An 18,392-nucleotide genomic window follows, 5' to 3' on the forward strand; every position below is an offset into this window, starting at 1 on the left:
ACCATGCTGGGTCCGGATGATGATGTGCGTGTGGCCTTCCGTCCATTCTGGGAGAAGGAGCGCACCAAGGCCTATACTGGGCTGATCGAGCGCGAGGGTCTTGATCCCGCGGCGTTCGAGGCCCGGCAACGTGACATCCTGTTCAGCGGCAAGTGCCCGCTGGCCGACCCGGTGGTGGCGGCGATGCGCGTGAAACCAGGCATCCTGAAGCGAAAGCCGCGGTCGAGCGCATGCTGCAGGGGATCGAGGACCTGGTCAGCACCTTTGATGAGGGGGTGGGTGATATCGGTGACAACGCGGCCTGAAGCCACTGGAAGTTGCATCGGTTTCTGAACAGATCTGGCCATACCATTTCCAGAATTGGAATGCGAAGCGAATTATCCGGATTTTAGCGAGGCTGGAATATGCCTCGGAGAGGCTCTTTGGATTACTGAACCTGGTTTCGTGATTAAGATCGTCGTCCTATAATATTACCTAGAGAGAATTCTCCGCAATTCAGTGAGGTTATCCACATTGCTGGATATTTGGGGACGCCTATTCATTTGGCGTGCAAAACAGCCATTAGTAGAATGGTGGCATGAAAAATGATGCCGCCATATACGTCACGAACCATCCGGTAACACACGCCGCAATTGCGCGGCACCTCGGCATTTGCGCTCCCATGGTGCGTCCGGCGATGGATAATCTCGGGTGCAGGCTGCTGCCTGGTGGTCGCTATGACCTTACCGACCTGTGGCGGCGCGTTTGGGGTATCGATCGCGTGCCGCGGGCGTGGCTCGAGGCGATGGAGAGGCCGCTCTTGTCCATCGAGGCTGTGGCCGAAATGGTGGGCGTCCACCCTGCCACCATCCGGCGCGCGGGCAATACCCGTTCCCTGAAATGGCGCCTACCGGATCATTGTGATCTGGGCGATCGGACGCGGCGTTACCTTCCTCTTCATATCGAGGCCTGGCTTCGTGGCGAAGCACCTGAGGAATGGCTGAAGCGCCAATATCGGCCTGTCGGGCCGCTCGGCCTACGCCTCAAAGGGGCAAGTAATCCCCAACATGGGGGCGCCATGCAGAATTAGCGCACAGTCCCAAAACCAGCGAACTTTATGACAAACACCCACGGAATTTCGGTTCTGGGAAATCCATAGGTGTTTTTCATATCCCAGAAAATATCCCACAAATATGGAAATAACGAACATGCAGAATGATTCCAATAACCCTTCGTCTATCCCGAATAGCGCGGACGCTTACACGATGTGCGATGTCCAGATCTGGCTCATGGACGCGCCGTATTACGCTCCTTCGACCGCTTGGAACTATATCGCCCAGATTAATCGTGTCGCGAAGGTGTTCGATGTTGATGGTCCGTTCGACGTCCCGGCGGATATCACGCTGTTCGCCGACGATGCCTCCCTGGTGTCGCACCAGCTGAGCAGCTTCAAGAATCGTGGTGCGTGGCAGCGCTGGACTAGGTGCATGACCGCCGTCTTGCGCCGCTTCGATGCCGACGCCGGCCTTGGGAACCCTAGTATCGCGATGGAGGGAGACGACTGATATGAAGTTCACCTTCCCCATCAAGGCTGCGCCGCAGCAGTCTTCGACCGCCAGTGTGCCGCTCACGATGCAGGATGTGCAGGTCTGGATCCAGACGACGCGGCCTTACGCCTATGCTACGATCATGGACTATCGGGCGCAGCTGGCCCGTATCCCCGCAGTCATGTCCGTCAACAGCTTGCGTGATGTGCCGGCCGATATCCAGCTCTTTGACCACAGATCCAAGCACTGCAACTATCGGTCGGAGCATTTCGTCACTTATGACGCTTGGCTCCGGTGGACCCGCAAGATTGCCGGAATGTTGAGGAAGTTCTCCGGGGAGGCCGACGAACGGAGGGAGCGGCGTGATCGCCAGGACGAGTGGGCCAGCTTGCTGAATCATGCGGGTGTTCATGTCGGAAGCGGAACTGCCCGCTCACCGACCGCTCTTATCCCGTTGCGGCTGCTGGCGGAGGAAGCGCGTAAGGCGGGCGTCGCGCCTTGCGATCTGACCAACACCTGGCTTTCTACGTTAGGCGATCAGCTTTCTCCGCACAGAAGGAAATCGCTCCATAAGGCGATTAAAAACCTTCGGATCTTCTCCGAAGTGTCCCCTGAGATCGCGGAAATGCTTCCGCCGATTGCTTTGAGCGATCCCGCCCGGCGCCGAACCCGCGAGATGGAGTTGCCTGCTAGCATCGCTGCCTTGGCCGAACAACTCGTGGAAGAAAGCGGCGGCGGCATGTTCGATCGCATTGAGGGTGTTTGGAACGACCGTTTGGCGCCGACGACCCTGGATGTGCGAAGAGCGGCACTGCGCAAATACCTGGCGACCGGGGTAGCTCTCGGCGTTATTGATCCCCACTGCGTTAGCCTTGCTCCTGCATTTTCGATGGAAGTGTTCGACCAGATCATGCGGACCTGGACGCGCGAGACGAATGACACGGTCCGCATCACGGCGCGCAGCATGCGCCAATACGTCGGCGTCCTTATGATCCTCGCCAACCGTCTGGGTTTGCCGGTCGACTTCATGGCTGAGAGCAAGAAAACCAATGCGCGCCTGAAGGCGGGTAAGGAAGAGCAGAATTCCATGCCTCGATCCACGCAGGAGTTTTGCGCCAGCCTTTTGCGGAACCGGAAGAAAGAAATGACCTTCCGGTCCATGCATGTTCGCTTCCGCGAGATGGCCGAGGCCCTGATCGCCGGGGAAAAAGATACCAGCGCATATAAGGATGAACATATTATCCAGTTCGGTGTGCTGGCGGCGTATTCCGCTATTGCGCTGTGGGCGATCCCCTTGCGCATCACGACTATGCTGGGCCTGCGGCATCTCGGACCGCGGCCCAATCTCCTCCTGCCTTGCCGTGCGAACCAGAAGGCACGCCTCCAGATCCCGAAGGACGAGGTCAAAAACAAGGTTGACTTGCATGGCAACATTGCTGCGGGTCCGACCAAGGGTTTGGAAATCCTGGAATGGTATGTCGACCGGATCCGCCCAATGATCCCATGGGCGGCTCGCTCGGATCACCTGTTCCCTGGCTATGAAGGTGAACAGATGAGCGACAAGGCCGTGCGGATCTGGATCCAGACGCATACCCGTGATCTCGGTATCCCGATGGTCCCGCACAACTTTCGCCATGGTCTTGCCTCTCTCTGGCTGAAAGCCCGGCCTGGTGACTACAGCGGGGCGGCGCGGCTGCTGGGCAACACCGAGGCGACGGTTCGCCTGCATTATGCCTGGATCGACCACGATGCGGAACTGCTCAACATTCAGGCCGAAATCGCCAGGCAGGCCGGGTTCCATAATGCGCGCTAATATTCCCAAGACCAGCGCGGGCCTCGCGCGCGTTTGCAACATGGTCACGGCGCCGCACTGGTGCTCTGCCGTGCGGCCGGAGGACGTCCGGCCGATGATCGTCGATGGTCGCCTCCGCACACAGGATCTGCTGGATGTGGACGCCTTCCTGCGTGTCTACAGCGAGCCACATCCCCAAGGGTCGGGGTTTGAGCTGTCCAAGCTCTTGGCGAAATGGAATATCCACAAGGTGAAGAGGCTCCGCAGCGGCATGTGGACGCTCTTCGAAGGCTCCCCGATGCTGCGGGAACTGGATGGCTTGATTTCGGAACGGGTTCAGCCGGCCGCCACGAAATACACCAGCTACAAAGCGAGGGCGAGACGGTATTCGGTCCATCCGAAAGAGCTTCCCGATCGGTGGAGGGCTGCATTGGACCGGATGGAAGACGGCATGCCGGGGTTGGCCATGATCGACGGGAAGCGACAGCCCGCACCCTCAGCATCGATGCTGACAACGATGCGCACCAAGGTCTGCGAACTGGTCCAGGCTGCCAGATGGGCCGGTCTTGCCGACGAACTGACCATCGATGCCGCGATCGCCTACGAGCAGTCACTTCTCCAGCGCGAGCGACCGCTCTCCCTGGTCACCCTGAAATCGGCTATTCGTCAGGTCCGGGATTTTGCACGGTATCTCGGTGCGCCCGACGATGTGCTGGCGCACTTGGCGGATCGGGTGCGCTATCATGAACGTCGGGCAAATGGTTATACCCCCCTCAAGGAAGCCAGGGTGCTGGCCCTGCCGTCGTATAAGGAGATCTTCGGTATGGCCTTCGATCTCCTGGGGGATTCCGACAGAACGAAGAATGCGAAGCGGGCGCAGTTCAAACGCAACGCGGCGGTCGCGATCACGCTATTTTGTCCCCTGCCGCTCCGTGTCGCCGACACCGTGATGAGGTTCGGGGAGCATATCACATGGGACGGGCTGGGTTATCGCTTCAACCTCATCCTCTCGAAGAACAAGCGCCCATACACTGCGCCGATCTCACCCATATTCGGTTTCTTCATCGACCAGATGATTCTCCAGGGGGCGGGCGCGGAGCACCTGCAGGATCTGCGAGAGACGTGCTTTCGTGGCCGACGCCACCTGTTCGTAACCTATGAGGGCCGGGTGCCTCATGATCGATATGTCAGCCATCTCTGGCAACAGGTTCTCGGCACGGGGAGTCACGCATCCCGGACAAAGCTCCATGACCAGTTCGGGCAGCTCGGAAGCCGCGGCGTCGATCTGGCACTGCGGGCCTGCGGTCAGCGCAACGAGAAGACCGCTGAATCCTATCGGACGCGCGCGTTCCAGATGCTGGCCGTCGACAAGGCGCATGCGGACATGATGGGCGAGATTACGGATGCAGAGTGGAAGGAGTTCTTCGCCTGAAGATGCGGTCCAATAGACACGGCGAGCCATCGTCGGCAACCGGCTATGGCGACGGCGTGCCAGATGTCCCGGTGTCCCCAAAGTGTCCCCAAATGCTATTCCGTAATCTAATCGAACGGGACGGAAGGCTTAGGTCGCTGTTTTTACTTGATTAAAAATGGTGCCCGGAGGCGGATTCGAACCACCGACACGCGGATTTTCAATCCGCTGCTCTACCAACTGAGCTATCCGGGCGCCGGAGCCATCTTGCTTCGGACTGGCGCGTAGTTAGGCCAGGCTCGCGGCGCTGTCCAGAGCGAAAAGCGAAATTTTCACTCTTCCTCGTCGCTTTGCGGAAGCGGCGGTCCGGGGATGCGGTAATCGCCGCGAAACCAGCGCGCCAGATCGACATCCGCGCAACGCCGCGAGCAGAAAGGCCGGTAACGCTCGGAAACAGGCTTGCCGCAGATCGGGCATTTCATGCCGGCGACTCCGTCCCGGCCAGGCGCGCCAGCGGCAGGCGGTCGCGCTTGCGGCTGATCTCGTAAAGCCCCATCGCCGTCCAGCCGATCAGCACCGTCTCGGCCGATTCGGCGCGGAAGGCGGCGCGCAGCACCTGATCCAGCGTGCCGCGATCGCGCTTGGGGCAGGGGGCGAAGTCCACGACGATCTGGCCGCCCAGGCCCCGCAGCCGCAATTGCCGCGGCAGGTCGCGGGCCAGCGCGATATTCGCCTTGAGCCCGGCCGCGGGCGAGTGGTCGCTGCCGGTGTTGACGTCGATGGCGACCAGGGCCCGCAGCGCCTCGATTTCGGCCCAAGCACCGCCGCCCAGGTCGAGGCGGGGTCGCAGCAGTTGCCGCACGGCATCGGCCGCGCCCGTCGCTTCGAACGCATCCTCGCCCTCGGCGATGCTGTCGGGGGCGGGATCGGCCCAGTCCTGCCAGGCCTGTTCGGCCGGCTCGGGGGCGTCCAGCAACAGCTCGGGCGCGCCGTCGCGATCGGCGGTGACGGCGCGGGCCAAGGCCAGCAATTCCTGAAGCTCGGCGGCGATCTCGTCCTCGGGGGTTTCGGCGGCGATGCTGCGGAAGACCAGGCCCGGCGGCTCGTCGAGCCCAGCCAGCGCGGCCTCGCCAAGCTGGACCAGCGCCTCGCGCAGGGCGCCGTCGCGGATCCGGCGCGACACGTTCACGCCGGGCGCGCCGGGGGTGACGATCAGCGTGCGGCCGCGGAAATTCAGCCGGGACGAGACCGGGATGGCCTTGCCCTCTTCGGCGCTGCCGCTGACCTGGACGACCAGCGACTGCCCCTCGCGCAGGCCGCCGCGGTCGCGCAGATAGCCGCGCGCGCCTGCGGGCAGGCGCAGGAAGACGCCGCCCTGGCCCTTGACCAGCCGGTCGACGCGGGCCCGGCAGATCGCGCCGGGCACCAGCGGCGTGGCGCCGGAGGGGTCGAGGATCAGATCCTCGAGCTGGCCGTCGAGCATCAGCGCGGCGGCGTCGCGACCAAAGATCTGGCCAAGGACGATCTGGCGACCCTTCATTCCGTTCGTTCCCGAATTCCGATTGCGGCGAGCAGTGTGGCGGTTTCGGCCAGCGGCAGGCCGACCACCGCGCTGTAGGAGCCCTGCATCCAGACCACGAAGGCCGAGGCCCGGCCCTGGATCGCATAGCCGCCGGCCTTGCCTTGCCATTCGCCCGAGGCGAGATAGGCGTCGATCTGGTCCGCGGTCAGCGGGCGGAAGCGCACGGTGGTCTCGACCAGCCGTTCGCGCAACCGGCCGGCGCAGGCCAGCGCGACCGAGGTCAGCACGCGGTGGCGCCGGCCCGACAGGAGCTCAAGGAAGCGGCGCGCCTCGGCGGCATCGGCGGGCTTGCCGAGAATGCGGCGCCCGGCGACGACGGCCGTGTCGGCGCAAAGCAGCGCGGCCTGCGGGCTTGTGGCTGCGCCGGCCATTGCCTTTTCGCGGGCCATGCGCCGGACATAGTCGCGCGGCGCCTCGCCTCGCCTTGGGGTTTCGTCGATCTCGGCCGGAAGGACGCGGTCCGGGACGATGCCGATCTGGCGCAGCAGCTCGAGCCGGCGCGGGCTGGCCGAACCAAGGACCAGTTCAGGCAAGCGCGGGGACGCGCCGGGGGCGGGGGGCAGGTCCGGGGCCGTCATGCCGGCCACGGTATCACTTGAAGCGGTAATTGATCCGCCCCTTGGTCAGGTCATAGGTGTTCATCTCCACCTGCACCTTGTCGCCGGCAAGGACGCGGATGCGGTTCTTGCGCATCTTTCCTGCCATATGTGCGATGATCTCATGGCCGTTCTCTAGCTCGACCCGGAATGTCGCATTCGGCAGGAGTTCCTTCACGACGCCGGGAAATTCGAGCATTTCTTCCTTGGCCATGTCTTCTCCTGTAGGGGTGACCCGCGCCTTGGCGGGCGCAAGCTACATGCGTCCAGACGGGGCGCTTTTCAAGGGGAATCTGGCCTCTGGAGGCCGTTGCGGGGTTTTGGGAGCGGCAAAATCCGCCAAAACGTCGCAAAAGCCCCCGCCGGACCGGATACGGCCCGCCGCTTAGCCGGCAAAGCGGACCGGCGTCGCGTCAGGGTCGGGGTCGGCGCCGCGGAACGGGTCGGCCTCGTGATAGTCCTGCAAGGGCGGCTCCTGCGGATCGGGCGGGAGGGGCGTCGTGGAGGCCGAGCCTGTGGCCAGGGAGCCGGCCGGCCATGCGGGAGGAGCGGTTCGCGAGGCCGTCTCCTGCGACAGATCGCGCAGGCGGATGGCGTGAAAGCCTTCGGCCTCGCCCAGCCGGCCGCGCGCCAGCAACTGGCCCCGGGTGGTTTCGATGCGCGCGTCGTCGAGCACGTTGGACGGCAGGGGGATCAAGGCCCCGGGGGTCAGGTTGCGCAAGAGTTGCAGGCTGACCTTGCGCCGGCACAGGATGCCGACCAGGGCGACCGGGGCCTGCTGCACGACCTCGGCCAGCGCGGCCCCTGGCGCCTGGATCGGCGCGACCGGGGTGCCGGGCAGGATGGCGGCGAGCCGGGCCGCTTCGGGCGGCGGGATGCGCATGTCGCGTTCCAGCGGCAGCGCGATCACCAGCGTGCCGTCGCGCTGTCCACCCGGACCGATGCGAAAGCGCAGGGTCAGCCGCACCATGTCGCCATCCTCGAGCATCAGCGAAAGCGGGCGGGGATCGTCCATATAGGTGGCATAGCGGAAGGCGGCGAAATTCGGCGCGTCCTGGCCCTGGCATTCGCGCCCCAACTCGCCGAGCAGCGCATTGACGAAATCGGCCGAGATCGAGGCATCGGTGCGCGTCGGCTTGCGTGCCGGGGCGGGGCGCGCGGTGACGCGACCGATCGCCTGCATCTCGATCAGCGAGGCCAGCAGATCGGGGCAGATCGCGGCCACGCCGATGGCATCGCGCCGCCCCTCGATCACGGCGAGCAGGGCGCGTTCCGGCAGGATTTCCGGCAGTTCCGACAGGGTCATGCGCGCCAGTTCGACCTTTTCGACGAAGACCGGCAACTGCGCCTGGCGTTCCGCCGCCCGGCCAAGCGCGGTCGCGGCGGCCCGCTCCAGGCGAAACTCGGCCGGCGCGACGATGGCCGATTGCGCGCGGGCGCTGCCGCGCGCCGCGATCCATCGGTGAAGCACCGGGGCGCCCGCCGCACGCGCTGGCCCGCTGCCTGCTGCCGGTCCGGTGCTGTCGGGGCCGCCCGCCTGTTCCGTTGCTGCGCTGTTCATAACCCACGCGAATCCATAACGACTTTCGCGCAACATGCCATGCACAGGTTGCCAAATGGTTTAACGCACCGCATTTTCATCACTTTCCGCCCGGCGCACGGGGCGCGGCGGCAGCGAAATGCGGAAGCAGGCGCCGCCCTGGCCGGGCAGGTAAGTGATCGAGCCGCCCAGGAACGCCATGATTTCCTTGCAGATCGCCAGGCCCAGCCCGGCGCCGCCGGCCCGGGCGGGATCGTTCAGCCTCGCGAATTTCTCGAAGATCAGCGCCTGGTTGCCGGCGCTGATGCCGGGGCCGTTGTCGGCGATGTCGATCTCGGTGCCGCCGTCCTGGCTGCGGCGGCAGTCGATGCGGATCTGCGGCGCCTCGGCGCTGCAATATTTGCGCGCATTCGTGATCACATTGATCAGGACCTGCAGCAGCCGGTCCTGGTCCGTGATCACAGGAAGGTGCTCGGCGGCGATATTGCGGCGGATGGCGAAATCGCGTCCGGAAGCCGCGGCGCCGGCCGAGGCGAGCGCGCGCTCGATCAGGTCGTGCAGGTTGAAGACGCCGGGCTTCAGCCGGGCCTTGCCGGCCTCGAGCACGGAAAGATCCAGCAGGTCGTCCAAGAGCCGGGTCATGCGGCCGGCCTCGTCATGGATGATGCCGGCAAAGCGGGCGCGGTCGGGGCCGGGCAGGTCCGGCTCCATCAGGAATTCGGAAAAGGCCCGGATCGAGGTCATCGGCGTGCGCAGCTCATGGCTGATCTGGCCAAGGAAAGCGTCCTTCTGCGCGGAAAGCGCGGTCAGTTTCTCGTTGCTTTCCCGTAGCATGGCAGCGGTTCTTGCCAGTTCGGCCGAGGTGTTCTCCAGCCGCCGGTTGTCCTCGCGCGCGCGGCTGGCCTCGCCCGCCACCTCCATCAGGTCCGAGACGGTGACCCCGCCGCGTCCGCCGACGCGGGTCATCAGCGCCGCTGCGGTGGCGGCGCCGACGGTGCCGGCCAGCAGCCGCTCGAAATCCGCGAGGAAGCGCGGCGTCAGGTCGGGCAGGTAGCCGCCCTTGCCTTGGCTTTCGGCGGCGCGGCGAAAGGTTTCCAGCGCGTGGTCGTTGCCCCAAAGCCGCCCGGCCAGCGTCAGCAGCGCCTCGGGCTGCACGGCGGGGGCGCCGTCGCCAGGTGCGGCGTCCGGCGCGACGGCATGGACGAAGGACAGCGATTGCAGCCGCTCGGCCGGTTCGGGGAAATCCATCAGCGAGATCAGCACCAGAAGCAGCAGGTTCACCGCCAGCGCCAGCAGCACGGCGCCGGCGAAGGGGTCGATGGCGGCCGGCATCGCCGGCTGCGCCAGAAGCCCCAGCGAGGGCAGGAACACCAAGAGGGTCCAGACCAGCGTCCCGCCCACGACGCCGGCAATGGCGCCGCGCCGCGTGGCACCGCGCCACAGAAGCCCCGCGACCAGCGCCGGCAGCACCTGCGCCATGCCGGAGAAGGCCACCGTGCCCATCGCGGCCAGGGCCGAGGTGCCGCCCGACATGCGGTGGTAAAGCCAGCCCGCGCCGATGATCGCCAGGATCGCCAGCCGGCGGGCGTTGAGCATCAGCGTGCCCAGATCCTCGGGCGCGCGCGCCGGTCCGGCCAGCGCGGCTTGGCGCAGCCGCAGCCACAGCGGCACCAGCCAATGGTTCGCCATCATCGTCGACAGCGCGATGGCGCTGACCACGACCATGGACATGGCCGAGGAGAACCCGCCCAGAAAGACCAGCGTCGCCAGGGCCTCGCGGCCCTGCGACAGCGGCAGGTCCAGCACGTAGAGATCGGGATTGGCGCCCTTTGGCAGGATGTCGGCGCCGACCACGGCGATGGGCAGGACCAGGAAGGACATCAGCGCCAGATAGGCCGGAAAGGCCCAGCCGGCCTGGCGCAGCCGGTCCTCGTCGCTGGCCTCGACCACCAGGACGTGGAACATGCGCGGCAGCACCATCACCGCCGCGCCCGACAGCAGGATCAGCGTGAACCAGCGCTCGGGGTTGATGGGCCAGCCCTCGCCGCCGGCCGAGACGGACATGCGGTCGATCCGCGCCAGCACGTCGGCGGGGCCGTCGGCGATGCCCCAGATCACGAAGACCCCGACCGCGACAAAGGCGGCGAGCTTGACCACCGCCTCGACGGCGATGGCGATGACCACGCCGTGGTGGCGCTCGTCTACCGCAAGGTTGCGGGTGCCGAACAGGATGGCGAAGGCCGCGAGTCCCAGCGCCACCCAGACCGAGACATTGCGCGGCAGCGCGTGCTCGGGCGTGGCAAAGGCCGACAGCGCCATCGAGACCGATTGCAGCTGCAGCGCGATATAGGGCGTCGCCGCCATCACCCCGATCAGCGTGACCAGCGCGGCAAGCCCCGCCGACTTGCCGAAGCGGCTGGAGATCAGGTCGGCGATCGAGGTCACGCGATGCATCCGCGCCACCCGCACCAACCGGCGCAAGCCCCACCAGGCGCCGGAAAACACGATGCCGGGGCCCAGATAGATGGTCAGGAATTCAAGGCCCGAGCGGCTGGCGTAGCCCACCGCGCCGTAAAACGTCCAGGCCGAGCAATAGACCGAGAGCGACAGCGTATAGATCACCGGCCGATCCATCCAGCGCCAGCGCCCGGCGGCGGCGGCGCGGTCGGCGGCATGGGCCAGCAGGAACATCAGCGCCACATAGGCCACCGAGGCGGCGACCAGGGTTTCAGGCGTCATCCTCGTCCTCCGCCGAGGGCCGTCCCAGCGCGCGATGCAGCGCGGCCGTGGCCAGGATGGCCAGCGCCCAGGCGACCGCCAGCCAGACCGCGCCGCGGGCATAGCTGAAATGTTGCGGCAGCCAGATCGGCGGGATCAGCACCAGTGCCGCAAGCAGCACCGGGACCAGCCGGGTCGCCTCGGCCAGCCGGCGGCGGCGATAGGCAGCGCGGCCCAGGAACAGGCGGGGCGGGCGCAGCCTCATGCCCGCTCCAACAGCTCGCGCACCACGGCGCGCAGGTCGGCATTGGCAAAGGGCTTGGGCAGCACGCGGTCGGCGCCGGGCGGCAGGTTGGCGGTGCCGCGCGCCGACAAGAGCAGCACCGGCAGCGCCGCGAGGGCGGGGTCGGCGCGCAGGTCGGCCAGGATCTCGGCGCCGGAGCGGCCGGGCAGCATCAGGTCCAGGATCAGCATGCGCGGCGCCAGCGCGCGGATGCGCTCCAGCGCGCCGGTGCCCTCGGGCCATTGCTCGCAGCCCCAGCCGTCGCGGGTCAGGATGAAGCGCACCGCCTCGGCGATGCTGGGCTCGTCCTCGATCAGCAGCACGTCGACGCTCATGGGCGATTCTCCGGAACGGGGCTCATGCCGGGCCCAGGATCGAGGGTTCGTGCCGCGCCGGGCAGACCGTGCGCGGGCAGATCCGGCAGGCGGGTCCGACGCCAAGCGCCGGGCGCGCGTCATGGGGCCCGGCGGGGCGGATCAGCATTTGCGCCCGGCTCAGCACCGGGCCGTCGAAGCCCATGGGCAGCAGCCGCTCGGCCACCGCCCAGGCGGCGAAGCGGCGCCCGCCGGCGGTCTCGATCAGCCGCGCGACCGGCAGCTGCGGCTGGGCCAGGGCCTCGAACAACGGCCAGAGCGCGCAGCCTTCGCCGGGACGGGGCAGCTCGAAGCCGGGCGCGGCATGGCGAAAGGGCGTGGCGCCCGAGCCGTCGCAGACGATCAGCCCGGCCTGCGCCCAGGGGCCGGGGCGCAGCATGCCCAGCCGGCGCAGCACCAGCTCCAGCGGACGGCCCAGCCGCGCCGCGATCAGCGCCGGGTCGCCGCCGGTTTCGCCGGCCTCGTCCACCGCCGCCGCCAGCGCCGCGTCGGGCAGGGCGGCACGGTCGCGGGCCTGCGCCGCCAGCAGGTCGCGCGCCATCACCTGTGCCGCGTCCGAGGCCAGTTCGGGCGCATCGGCCGGGTCGGGCTGGCCGGCGGCGATCCAGGCCTCGACCTCTTCCTGCGGCGACATCGGCACGGCCTCGTCCTCGAAACTGTCGAGATAGGCCACCAGCGATTGCGCGGTGCGCGACAGGCGCTGGCTGTCGCTGTCCAGGTTGGCGTGGAAGCGGTCGCGCCATTCGCTTTCGATTTCCGGCGTCTCGGCCAGGATGGTCGCGGTCGAGCGCAGCGCCGTCACCGCCGATTGCACCTCGTGCAGCGTGGTCAGCAGATAGGGGTCGCGGGTCATGCGATCCGACAGCGCGACCAGCCGGCGTTCCAGCGCGTCGGCACGGCGCACGGCCAGGGCCAGCACCGCTGCCCAGCCGGGAAAGCGGGCGGCGAATTCGGCGATCTGGTCCAGCTCGACCGGCTGCTCGCCCGCCCGCGCGGCCGCCTCGCGCAGCGCGCCGATCAGCGCCTCCTCGCGGTCCGAGGCAAGCTCGGTCGCGTCGATCTCCAGCGCCTCGGCCAGCCGGGTCAGCAGCGCCTCGCCGACCGGGCGGCGGTTGTGCTCGATGAGGTTCAGATAGGCGGCGGAGATCTCGGCCCGCCGCGCCACCTCGGTCTGGCGCCGGCCGAGCGACAAGCGGCGCTCGCGAATGCGGGTGCCGATCAGCGGCCGGGCATGGGGCGAGCGGTGCGAGGCGGGCGGGCGCGCCATGGCTCAGACCTCGTCCCGGCTTTCGTCGAGATGGCGCACGGCCTTGACCACCAGGTCGGCCAGGCTGGTGGCGCCCAGCTTGTCCTTCAGCGTCTGGCTGACGTTCGAGACGGTCTTGTAGCTGATATTGGCGCGGGCGGCGATGTCGCGATAGCTGAGCCCGCTGGCGATGGCGCGCAGGATCTCCAGCTCGCGCGGGGTCAGGCGCGGGCGGGCGGGGGCGGCGCCGGGACGCTCCATCAGCGCGATCTTGCGGGCGAGGTCGGCGGGGACGTAGTCGCGCCCGGCGGCCAGTTCGCGCAGCGCCTCGCAGATCTCGGCCGAGGGCGAATCCTTCATCACGATGCCGTTGCAGCCGGCCTGCAAGGCGCGTCGGGCAATGAGCGGGCTGCGATGCATGGTAAAGACCAGGATCGGCAGGCCGGCGCCCGCGGCGCGCAGCCGCTCGATCAGCCGCACCCCGGCCAGCCGCGATTCGCCCATGGTCAGGTCGATCACCATCACGTCCGGGGCCGCGTGCCGCCATGCCCGCCAGCCCTGCAAGGGCGTCGCGGCCGCGGTGATGCGGCAATCCAGCCGGCCCTTGGTGATCCATTCCCAGCCCTCGGCCACGACCGGGTGGTCATCGACAATCAGCACCCGCAGGGCGGCGGGCTCGGCATGGGCGGCGGGGGCGCTGGCGTTCATCGCTCGGTTTCCTGGTCCTGCGCGCCGGCCAGCGGCAGCCGGCATTCGGTCACGGTCATGGCGCCCTCGCGCCGTGGCGGGGTGTAATCTCCGCCAAGCGCGCTGGCGCGGTCGCGCATGCCGGCCTGGCCCAGCCCCTTGCGGCCGGCGGGCCGGGGGCCGGCGCCGTCGTCCTCGACCCGGGCCAGCAGCGCGGTGCCGGGTGCCGTGGCCAGCGCGACCCCGACCCGCGTCGGGCGGGCGTGGCGCAGCGCGTTCAGCACGCTCTCGCGCACGAAGCGGAACAGCGCCACCCGCGCCGCCTCGTCGGTCGCGGGCAGGTCCTGCGGCGCATCGAGCGCGAATTCGACCTCGGGCGCCATATCGGCGAATTCGAACAGCAGCTCCTGCAGCATCTCGGCCAGGCTCGCGCCCTCGGCCGGCGACAGGCGCAGGTCGTCGATGGCGGCGCGGGCGCTGGCCCGGATCGCCGCCGCATGGCGCGAGACCGCCGCCAGCGCCCCCGCCAGGGCCGGATCGGCGGCCCCGCCGGCGCGTTCCTCGGCCTGGTCGATGGCGGCTTGCAGCGCGAAAAGCTGCGGGCCGATGCCGTCGTGCAGGTCGCTGGCGATGCGGGCGCGTTCGGATTCGGCCAGGGTCATCATCCGGCCCTGAAGGCGGCGGTTCTCGGCCCGCTCGCGTGCCAGGTGGCTGGCCAGCGCATTCACCCCGTCGCTGAGCTGGCCCAGCTCGGCCAGCCCGGTCTGCGGCGCGCGGACGGCCAGATCGCCCGCCCGCATCCGCGCCAGCGCCGCGCCCAGCACGCCCAGCCGGCGCAGCACCAGCCCGGTGATCGCCATGGTCACGCCCAGGACCGCCAGCGCCATCCCGCCCAGCAGCGGCAGCATCAGTCGGAAATCGGCCCAGGCCTCGGCGATCTCGTCGCCGGGGTCGGTGCGGATCTCGAGCACGCCCAGCACGTTCGGATATTGCGAGACCGGGATCAGGTCGGCCTGCGGCGCCGGGCGCAGCAAGGCGGCGAACCAGCCCGGCGGCGGGTCGCGTTGCGGCTGCGGCGCCAGCGGCAGCGCCACCGGCCGGCCGGTGGCATCGCGCAGCTCGGCCGAGACATGGCGCTGCGTTTCGATGTCGGCGGCGATCTGGCGCGCCTCGGCCATCATGTCGCGGCGCTCGAAGGCGGTGGGCAGGCGCATGGTGGCAAAGGCATTGGCCAGCCCGAAGGCCGCCTCGGTCTCCTCGCGCACGGCGGCGCGGGCGTTCAGCATCAGAACCGAGACGACGATGGCAAAGATCGCGAGCCAGGTCAGCGTCGCGCCCGCCAGCGCCAGCGGGCGCAGCGCCACGCCATGCGGGCGGGGGCGTGCCTCATCCGCCTGCCGCACCGCCGCGATCTGGCCGGTCGCCTCCATGTCCCCTCCTGCGGCCCCTTGGCGAAAGACTAGGCCGGCGCGCGAAGGCCCGCAAGCGGGCTGGCGCGGGCAGCCCGGTCAGGCGCGGGCGGCGCCCGGCTCGGGTGCCTCGGGCCGGCCGAGCGCCCGGCGCACCAGCACGAAGAACAGCGGCACGAACAGCACCCCCAGCACGGTGGCCGAGATGGTGCCGCCCAGCACCGTGGCGCCGATGGTGTTGCGGCCGTTGGCGCCGGCGCCGGTTGACAGCACCAGCGGCAGCACGCCCAGCGAGAAGGCGACCGAGGTCATCATGATCGGCCGGAAGCGCTGGCGCGCGGCCTCGATCACGGCCTCGAACAGCGGCTTGCCGTGTTGTTCCACCTGCTCGCGGGCGAATTCGACGATCAGGATGGCGTTCTTGCCGGTCAGGCCGATGACGGTCAGCAGCCCGACCTGGAAGAACACGCCATTGTCGAAGCCGCCCAGCCAGGCCCCGACCAGCGCGCCCAGGACGCCGATGGGCATGGCGAGCATCACCGCGAAGGGGATCGACCAGCTTTCGTAAAGCGCGGCGAGGCACAGGAACACCACCGCCAGCGACAGCCCGTAAAGCAGCATGGTCTGGTTGCCGGCCGCCTGTTCCTCCAGCGAAAGGCCGGTCCACGCCACGTCGAAGCCGGGCGGCAGCTGCGCCGCCAGCTCCTCGATGGCGGCCATGCCCTGGCCCGACGAGACGCCGGGCGCCGGGTTGCCCTGGATGTTCATCGCCGGCACGCCGTTATAGCGCGACAGGCCCTGCGGCCCATAGCTCCAGCGCCCCTCGGCGAAGTTCGAGAAGGGCACCAGCCCGCCGGAACTGTTCCTGACCCGCCATTTGTCGATGTCGGTCGGCACGGCGCGCGACTGCGATTCGCCCTGGACATAGACCCGCTTGATGCGGCCGCGGTCGATGAAGTCGTTGACATAGCTGCCGGCCCAGGCGACCGACAGCAGGCTGCCCACGTCCGAGGCCGAGACCCCCATCGCCCCGGCCTTGCGCCAGTCGATGTCGAGCTTGTATTCGGATGCGTCCTCGAGCCCGTTCGGCCGGGCCTGGGCGATGCGCCCGTCCTGTGCCGCCATGCCCAGCAGCTGGTCGCGCGCATCCAGCAACTGCTCATGCGCCTGGCCGGCGCGGGCCTGCAGATAGAAGTCGAAGCCCGAGACGTTGCCGAGCTCGATCACCGAGGGCGGCACGATGGGGAAGGCCATGGCGTCGCGGATGCCCATGAAGGCCGGGAAGGCGCGGCCGGCGATGGCCTGCACCGACTGGTCGGCGCCGGGGCGTTCGTCCCAGTCCTTCAGCCGCAGGAAGGCGATGCCCATGTTCTGGCCCGAGCCCGCGAAGCTGAAGCCCGAGACGCCGAAGAAGCTGTCGACATTCTCGGATTCGTTCTCGGCGAAGTAATGCTGGATCTGGTCGATGACCGCGTCGGTGCGTTCCTGCGTGGCGCCGGTCGGGCCCTGGATCAGCGCGAACATGATGCCCTGATCCTCGTCCGGCAGAAAGCCGGTGGGCGTGCGCAGGAACAGGAACACCATGGCGGCGCCGATGCAAAGATAGATCAGCATCATCCGCAGCGGCCGGCGGATGATCCAGTTCACCGAAGAGCCGTAGCCGTGCATGGTGCGGTCGAAGCCGCGGTTGAACAGGCCGAAAAGCCCGCGCGTCTTGTGGCCGTGCTCGTTTCTCAGCAGCGTGGCGCACAGCGCCGGCGTCAGCGACAGCGCCACCACGACCGACAGGCCCATGGCGCTGGCGATGGTCACGGCGAACTGCTTGTAGATGACCCCGGTCGAGCCGCCGAAGAAGGCCATCGGCACGAAGACCGCCGACAAGACCAGCGCGATGCCGATCAGCGCGCCGGTGATCTGGCCCATGGACTTGCGGGTGGCCTCGCGCGGCTCGAGCCCCTCGTCCTCCATGATGCGCTCGACGTTCTCGACCACGACGATGGCGTCGTCGACCAGCAGGCCGATGGCCAGCACCATGGCGAGCATCGTCAGCGTGTTGATGGTAAAGCCGAAGGCCGCGAGGATGCCGAAGGTGCCCAGCAGCACCACCGGCACCGCCAGCGTCGGGATCAGCGTCGCGCGCCAGTTCTGCAGGAACAGCAGCATGACGAAGAACACCAGCACGATGGCCTCGACCAGCGTCTTGACCACCTCCTCGATCGAGATCAGCACGAAGGGCGTGGTGTCGAAGGGGATGACGTAATCCATGCCCTCGGGGAAGAAGCGGGCGAATTCCTCCATCCGCGCCTTGACCCGTTCGGCGGTGTCGAGCGCGTTCGCGCCCGAAGCCAGGCTGATCGCCAGGCCCGAGGCCGGCTGCCCGTTGTAGCGGGCATTGGTCATGTAATCCTCGGCGCCGATCTCGACGCGGGCCACGTCCTTCAGCAGGATCAGCCCGCCGTCCTGTTCGGCGCGCAGCACGATCTGCTCGAAATCCTCGGGCGTCGACAGCAGCGACTGCGCGGTGATGGTGGCGTTCAGCATCTGGCCCTGCGGCGCCGGCTGGCTGCCGAAGCTGCCGGCCGAGATCTGCGCATTCTCGGCCGAGACCGCCGAGACCACATCGCCCGGCGTCAGCTCATAGGCGGCCAGTTTCGACGGATCGAGCCAGATGCGCATGGCATATTGCGCCCCGAAGACCTGGATCGAGCCCACGCCCTCGATCCGGCTGAGGTCGTTGACCAGGTTCGAGATCAGGTAGTCCGACAGGTCGACCTGCTCGAAGCTTCCGTCGGGCGAGGTCAGGCCGATCACCATCAGGAAGCCCGAGGCCGACTTCTCGACCGTCAGGCCCTGGCGCTGCACGGGTTCGGGCAGCAGCGCGGTGGCCTGGGACAGCTTGTTCTGCACCTGGACCTGGGCGATGTCGGGGTCGGTGCCGGTCTCGAAGGTCAGCTCGGTCTGCGAACTGCCGGACGAGGTCGAGCTGGACTTGAAATAGCGCAACCCGTCCAGGCCGGTCATCTGCTGCTCGATGACCTGGGTCACGGTATTGGCCACCGTCTCGGCCGAGGCGCCGGGATAGGTGGCGCGGATCGTGACCGTGGGCGGCGCGATCTGCGGATATTGCGCGACGGGCAGGGACAGGATCGACAGGATCCCCAGACCCATGATCAGGATCGAGATCACCCAGGCGAACACCGGACGGTCGATGAAGAAGCGGGCCATGTG

General features: G+C 67.8%; 17 protein-coding genes and 1 tRNA gene. 5 read left to right on the forward strand and 13 right to left on the reverse strand.

The window, feature by feature from the left end:
* Positions 1 to 3 precede the first annotated feature (3 nt).
* From PARN5_RS24240 to PARN5_RS0112855, 5 genes are all read left to right on the forward strand, one after another.
* Positions 4 to 333, forward strand: a complete 330-nt coding sequence (locus PARN5_RS24240) for a hypothetical protein (protein WP_157403988.1) — start codon at positions 4 to 6, stop codon at positions 331 to 333.
* A gap of 244 nt (positions 334 to 577) precedes the next feature.
* A complete protein-coding gene (locus PARN5_RS24245; RefSeq protein WP_157403989.1) occupies positions 578 to 1,069 on the forward strand; it encodes a hypothetical protein in 492 nt (163 codons plus the stop codon).
* A gap of 118 nt (positions 1,070 to 1,187) precedes the next feature.
* Positions 1,188 to 1,544 (forward strand): hypothetical protein, encoded by a 357-nt coding sequence (locus tag PARN5_RS0112845; protein WP_036744614.1) that lies wholly within the window; start codon positions 1,188 to 1,190, stop codon positions 1,542 to 1,544.
* 1 nt (position 1,545) lies between these two features.
* Positions 1,546 to 3,339 (forward strand): hypothetical protein, encoded by a 1,794-nt coding sequence (locus PARN5_RS0112850; protein ID WP_018000180.1) that lies wholly within the window; start codon positions 1,546 to 1,548, stop codon positions 3,337 to 3,339.
* 94 nt (positions 3,340 to 3,433) lie between these two features.
* Positions 3,434 to 4,750 (forward strand): hypothetical protein, encoded by a 1,317-nt coding sequence (locus PARN5_RS0112855; protein WP_157403990.1) that lies wholly within the window; start codon positions 3,434 to 3,436, stop codon positions 4,748 to 4,750.
* Positions 4,751 to 4,908: 158 nt separating this feature from the next.
* On the opposite strand, the gene PARN5_RS0112860 is transcribed toward PARN5_RS0112855, so the two are convergent.
* The 13 genes from PARN5_RS0112860 to PARN5_RS0112920 form a co-directional block, all read right to left on the reverse strand.
* Positions 4,909 to 4,984, reverse strand: a tRNA-Phe gene (locus PARN5_RS0112860).
* Positions 4,985 to 5,061: 77 nt separating this feature from the next.
* The gene (gene yacG / locus PARN5_RS0112865) at positions 5,062 to 5,211 is read right to left on the reverse strand and encodes a DNA gyrase inhibitor YacG (RefSeq protein WP_018000182.1); all 150 of its coding nucleotides are present in this window, start codon (positions 5,209 to 5,211) and stop codon (positions 5,062 to 5,064) included.
* A complete protein-coding gene (locus tag PARN5_RS0112870) occupies positions 5,208 to 6,269 on the reverse strand; it encodes a ribonuclease E/G (RefSeq protein ID WP_018000183.1) in 1,062 nt (353 codons plus the stop codon). Before PARN5_RS0112870 ends, yacG begins: the two co-directional genes overlap by 4 nt.
* A complete protein-coding gene (locus PARN5_RS0112875) occupies positions 6,266 to 6,844 on the reverse strand; it encodes a Maf family protein (RefSeq protein ID WP_026155405.1) in 579 nt (192 codons plus the stop codon). The genes PARN5_RS0112870 and PARN5_RS0112875 overlap by 4 nt, the downstream gene beginning before the upstream one ends.
* A 58-nt stretch (positions 6,845 to 6,902) precedes the next feature.
* Complete coding sequence (gene infA, locus PARN5_RS0112880) at positions 6,903 to 7,121, reverse strand: translation initiation factor IF-1 (RefSeq protein WP_010397442.1); 219 nt, start codon at positions 7,119 to 7,121, stop codon at positions 6,903 to 6,905.
* 171 nt (positions 7,122 to 7,292) lie between these two features.
* Positions 7,293 to 8,378: a FliM/FliN family flagellar motor C-terminal domain-containing protein gene (locus PARN5_RS0112885; protein ID WP_018000185.1), complete on the reverse strand. Its 1,086-nt coding sequence runs from the start codon at positions 8,376 to 8,378 to the stop codon at positions 7,293 to 7,295.
* A gap of 150 nt (positions 8,379 to 8,528) precedes the next feature.
* Entirely contained in the window at positions 8,529 to 11,186 is a 2,658-nt protein-coding gene (locus PARN5_RS0112890) for an ATP-binding protein (RefSeq protein ID WP_018000186.1), read from the reverse strand.
* On the reverse strand, positions 11,176 to 11,430 hold the full coding sequence (locus PARN5_RS0112895) for a hypothetical protein (RefSeq protein ID WP_018000187.1): 255 nt from the start codon (positions 11,428 to 11,430) through the stop codon (positions 11,176 to 11,178). Before PARN5_RS0112895 ends, PARN5_RS0112890 begins: the two co-directional genes overlap by 11 nt.
* Positions 11,427 to 11,783: a response regulator gene (locus tag PARN5_RS0112900; RefSeq protein ID WP_018000188.1), complete on the reverse strand. Its 357-nt coding sequence runs from the start codon at positions 11,781 to 11,783 to the stop codon at positions 11,427 to 11,429. The genes PARN5_RS0112895 and PARN5_RS0112900 overlap by 4 nt, the downstream gene beginning before the upstream one ends.
* Before the next feature lie 22 nt (positions 11,784 to 11,805).
* Positions 11,806 to 13,089, reverse strand: a complete 1,284-nt coding sequence (locus tag PARN5_RS0112905) for a helix-turn-helix transcriptional regulator (RefSeq protein WP_018000189.1) — start codon at positions 13,087 to 13,089, stop codon at positions 11,806 to 11,808.
* 3 nt (positions 13,090 to 13,092) lie between these two features.
* Complete coding sequence (locus PARN5_RS0112910; protein WP_018000190.1) at positions 13,093 to 13,776, reverse strand: response regulator transcription factor; 684 nt, start codon at positions 13,774 to 13,776, stop codon at positions 13,093 to 13,095.
* On the reverse strand, positions 13,773 to 15,185 hold the full coding sequence (locus tag PARN5_RS0112915) for a LapD/MoxY N-terminal periplasmic domain-containing protein (protein ID WP_018000191.1): 1,413 nt from the start codon (positions 15,183 to 15,185) through the stop codon (positions 13,773 to 13,775). The genes PARN5_RS0112910 and PARN5_RS0112915 overlap by 4 nt, the downstream gene beginning before the upstream one ends.
* Before the next feature lie 78 nt (positions 15,186 to 15,263).
* Positions 15,264 to 18,389 (reverse strand): efflux RND transporter permease subunit, encoded by a 3,126-nt coding sequence (locus tag PARN5_RS0112920; RefSeq protein WP_018000192.1) that lies wholly within the window; start codon positions 18,387 to 18,389, stop codon positions 15,264 to 15,266.
* Positions 18,390 to 18,392: the final 3 nt, after the last annotated feature.

The sequence above is a fragment of the Paracoccus sp. N5 genome (assembly GCF_000371965.1).
In the GTDB taxonomy this organism is placed as follows: Bacteria; Pseudomonadota; Alphaproteobacteria; order Rhodobacterales; family Rhodobacteraceae; genus Paracoccus.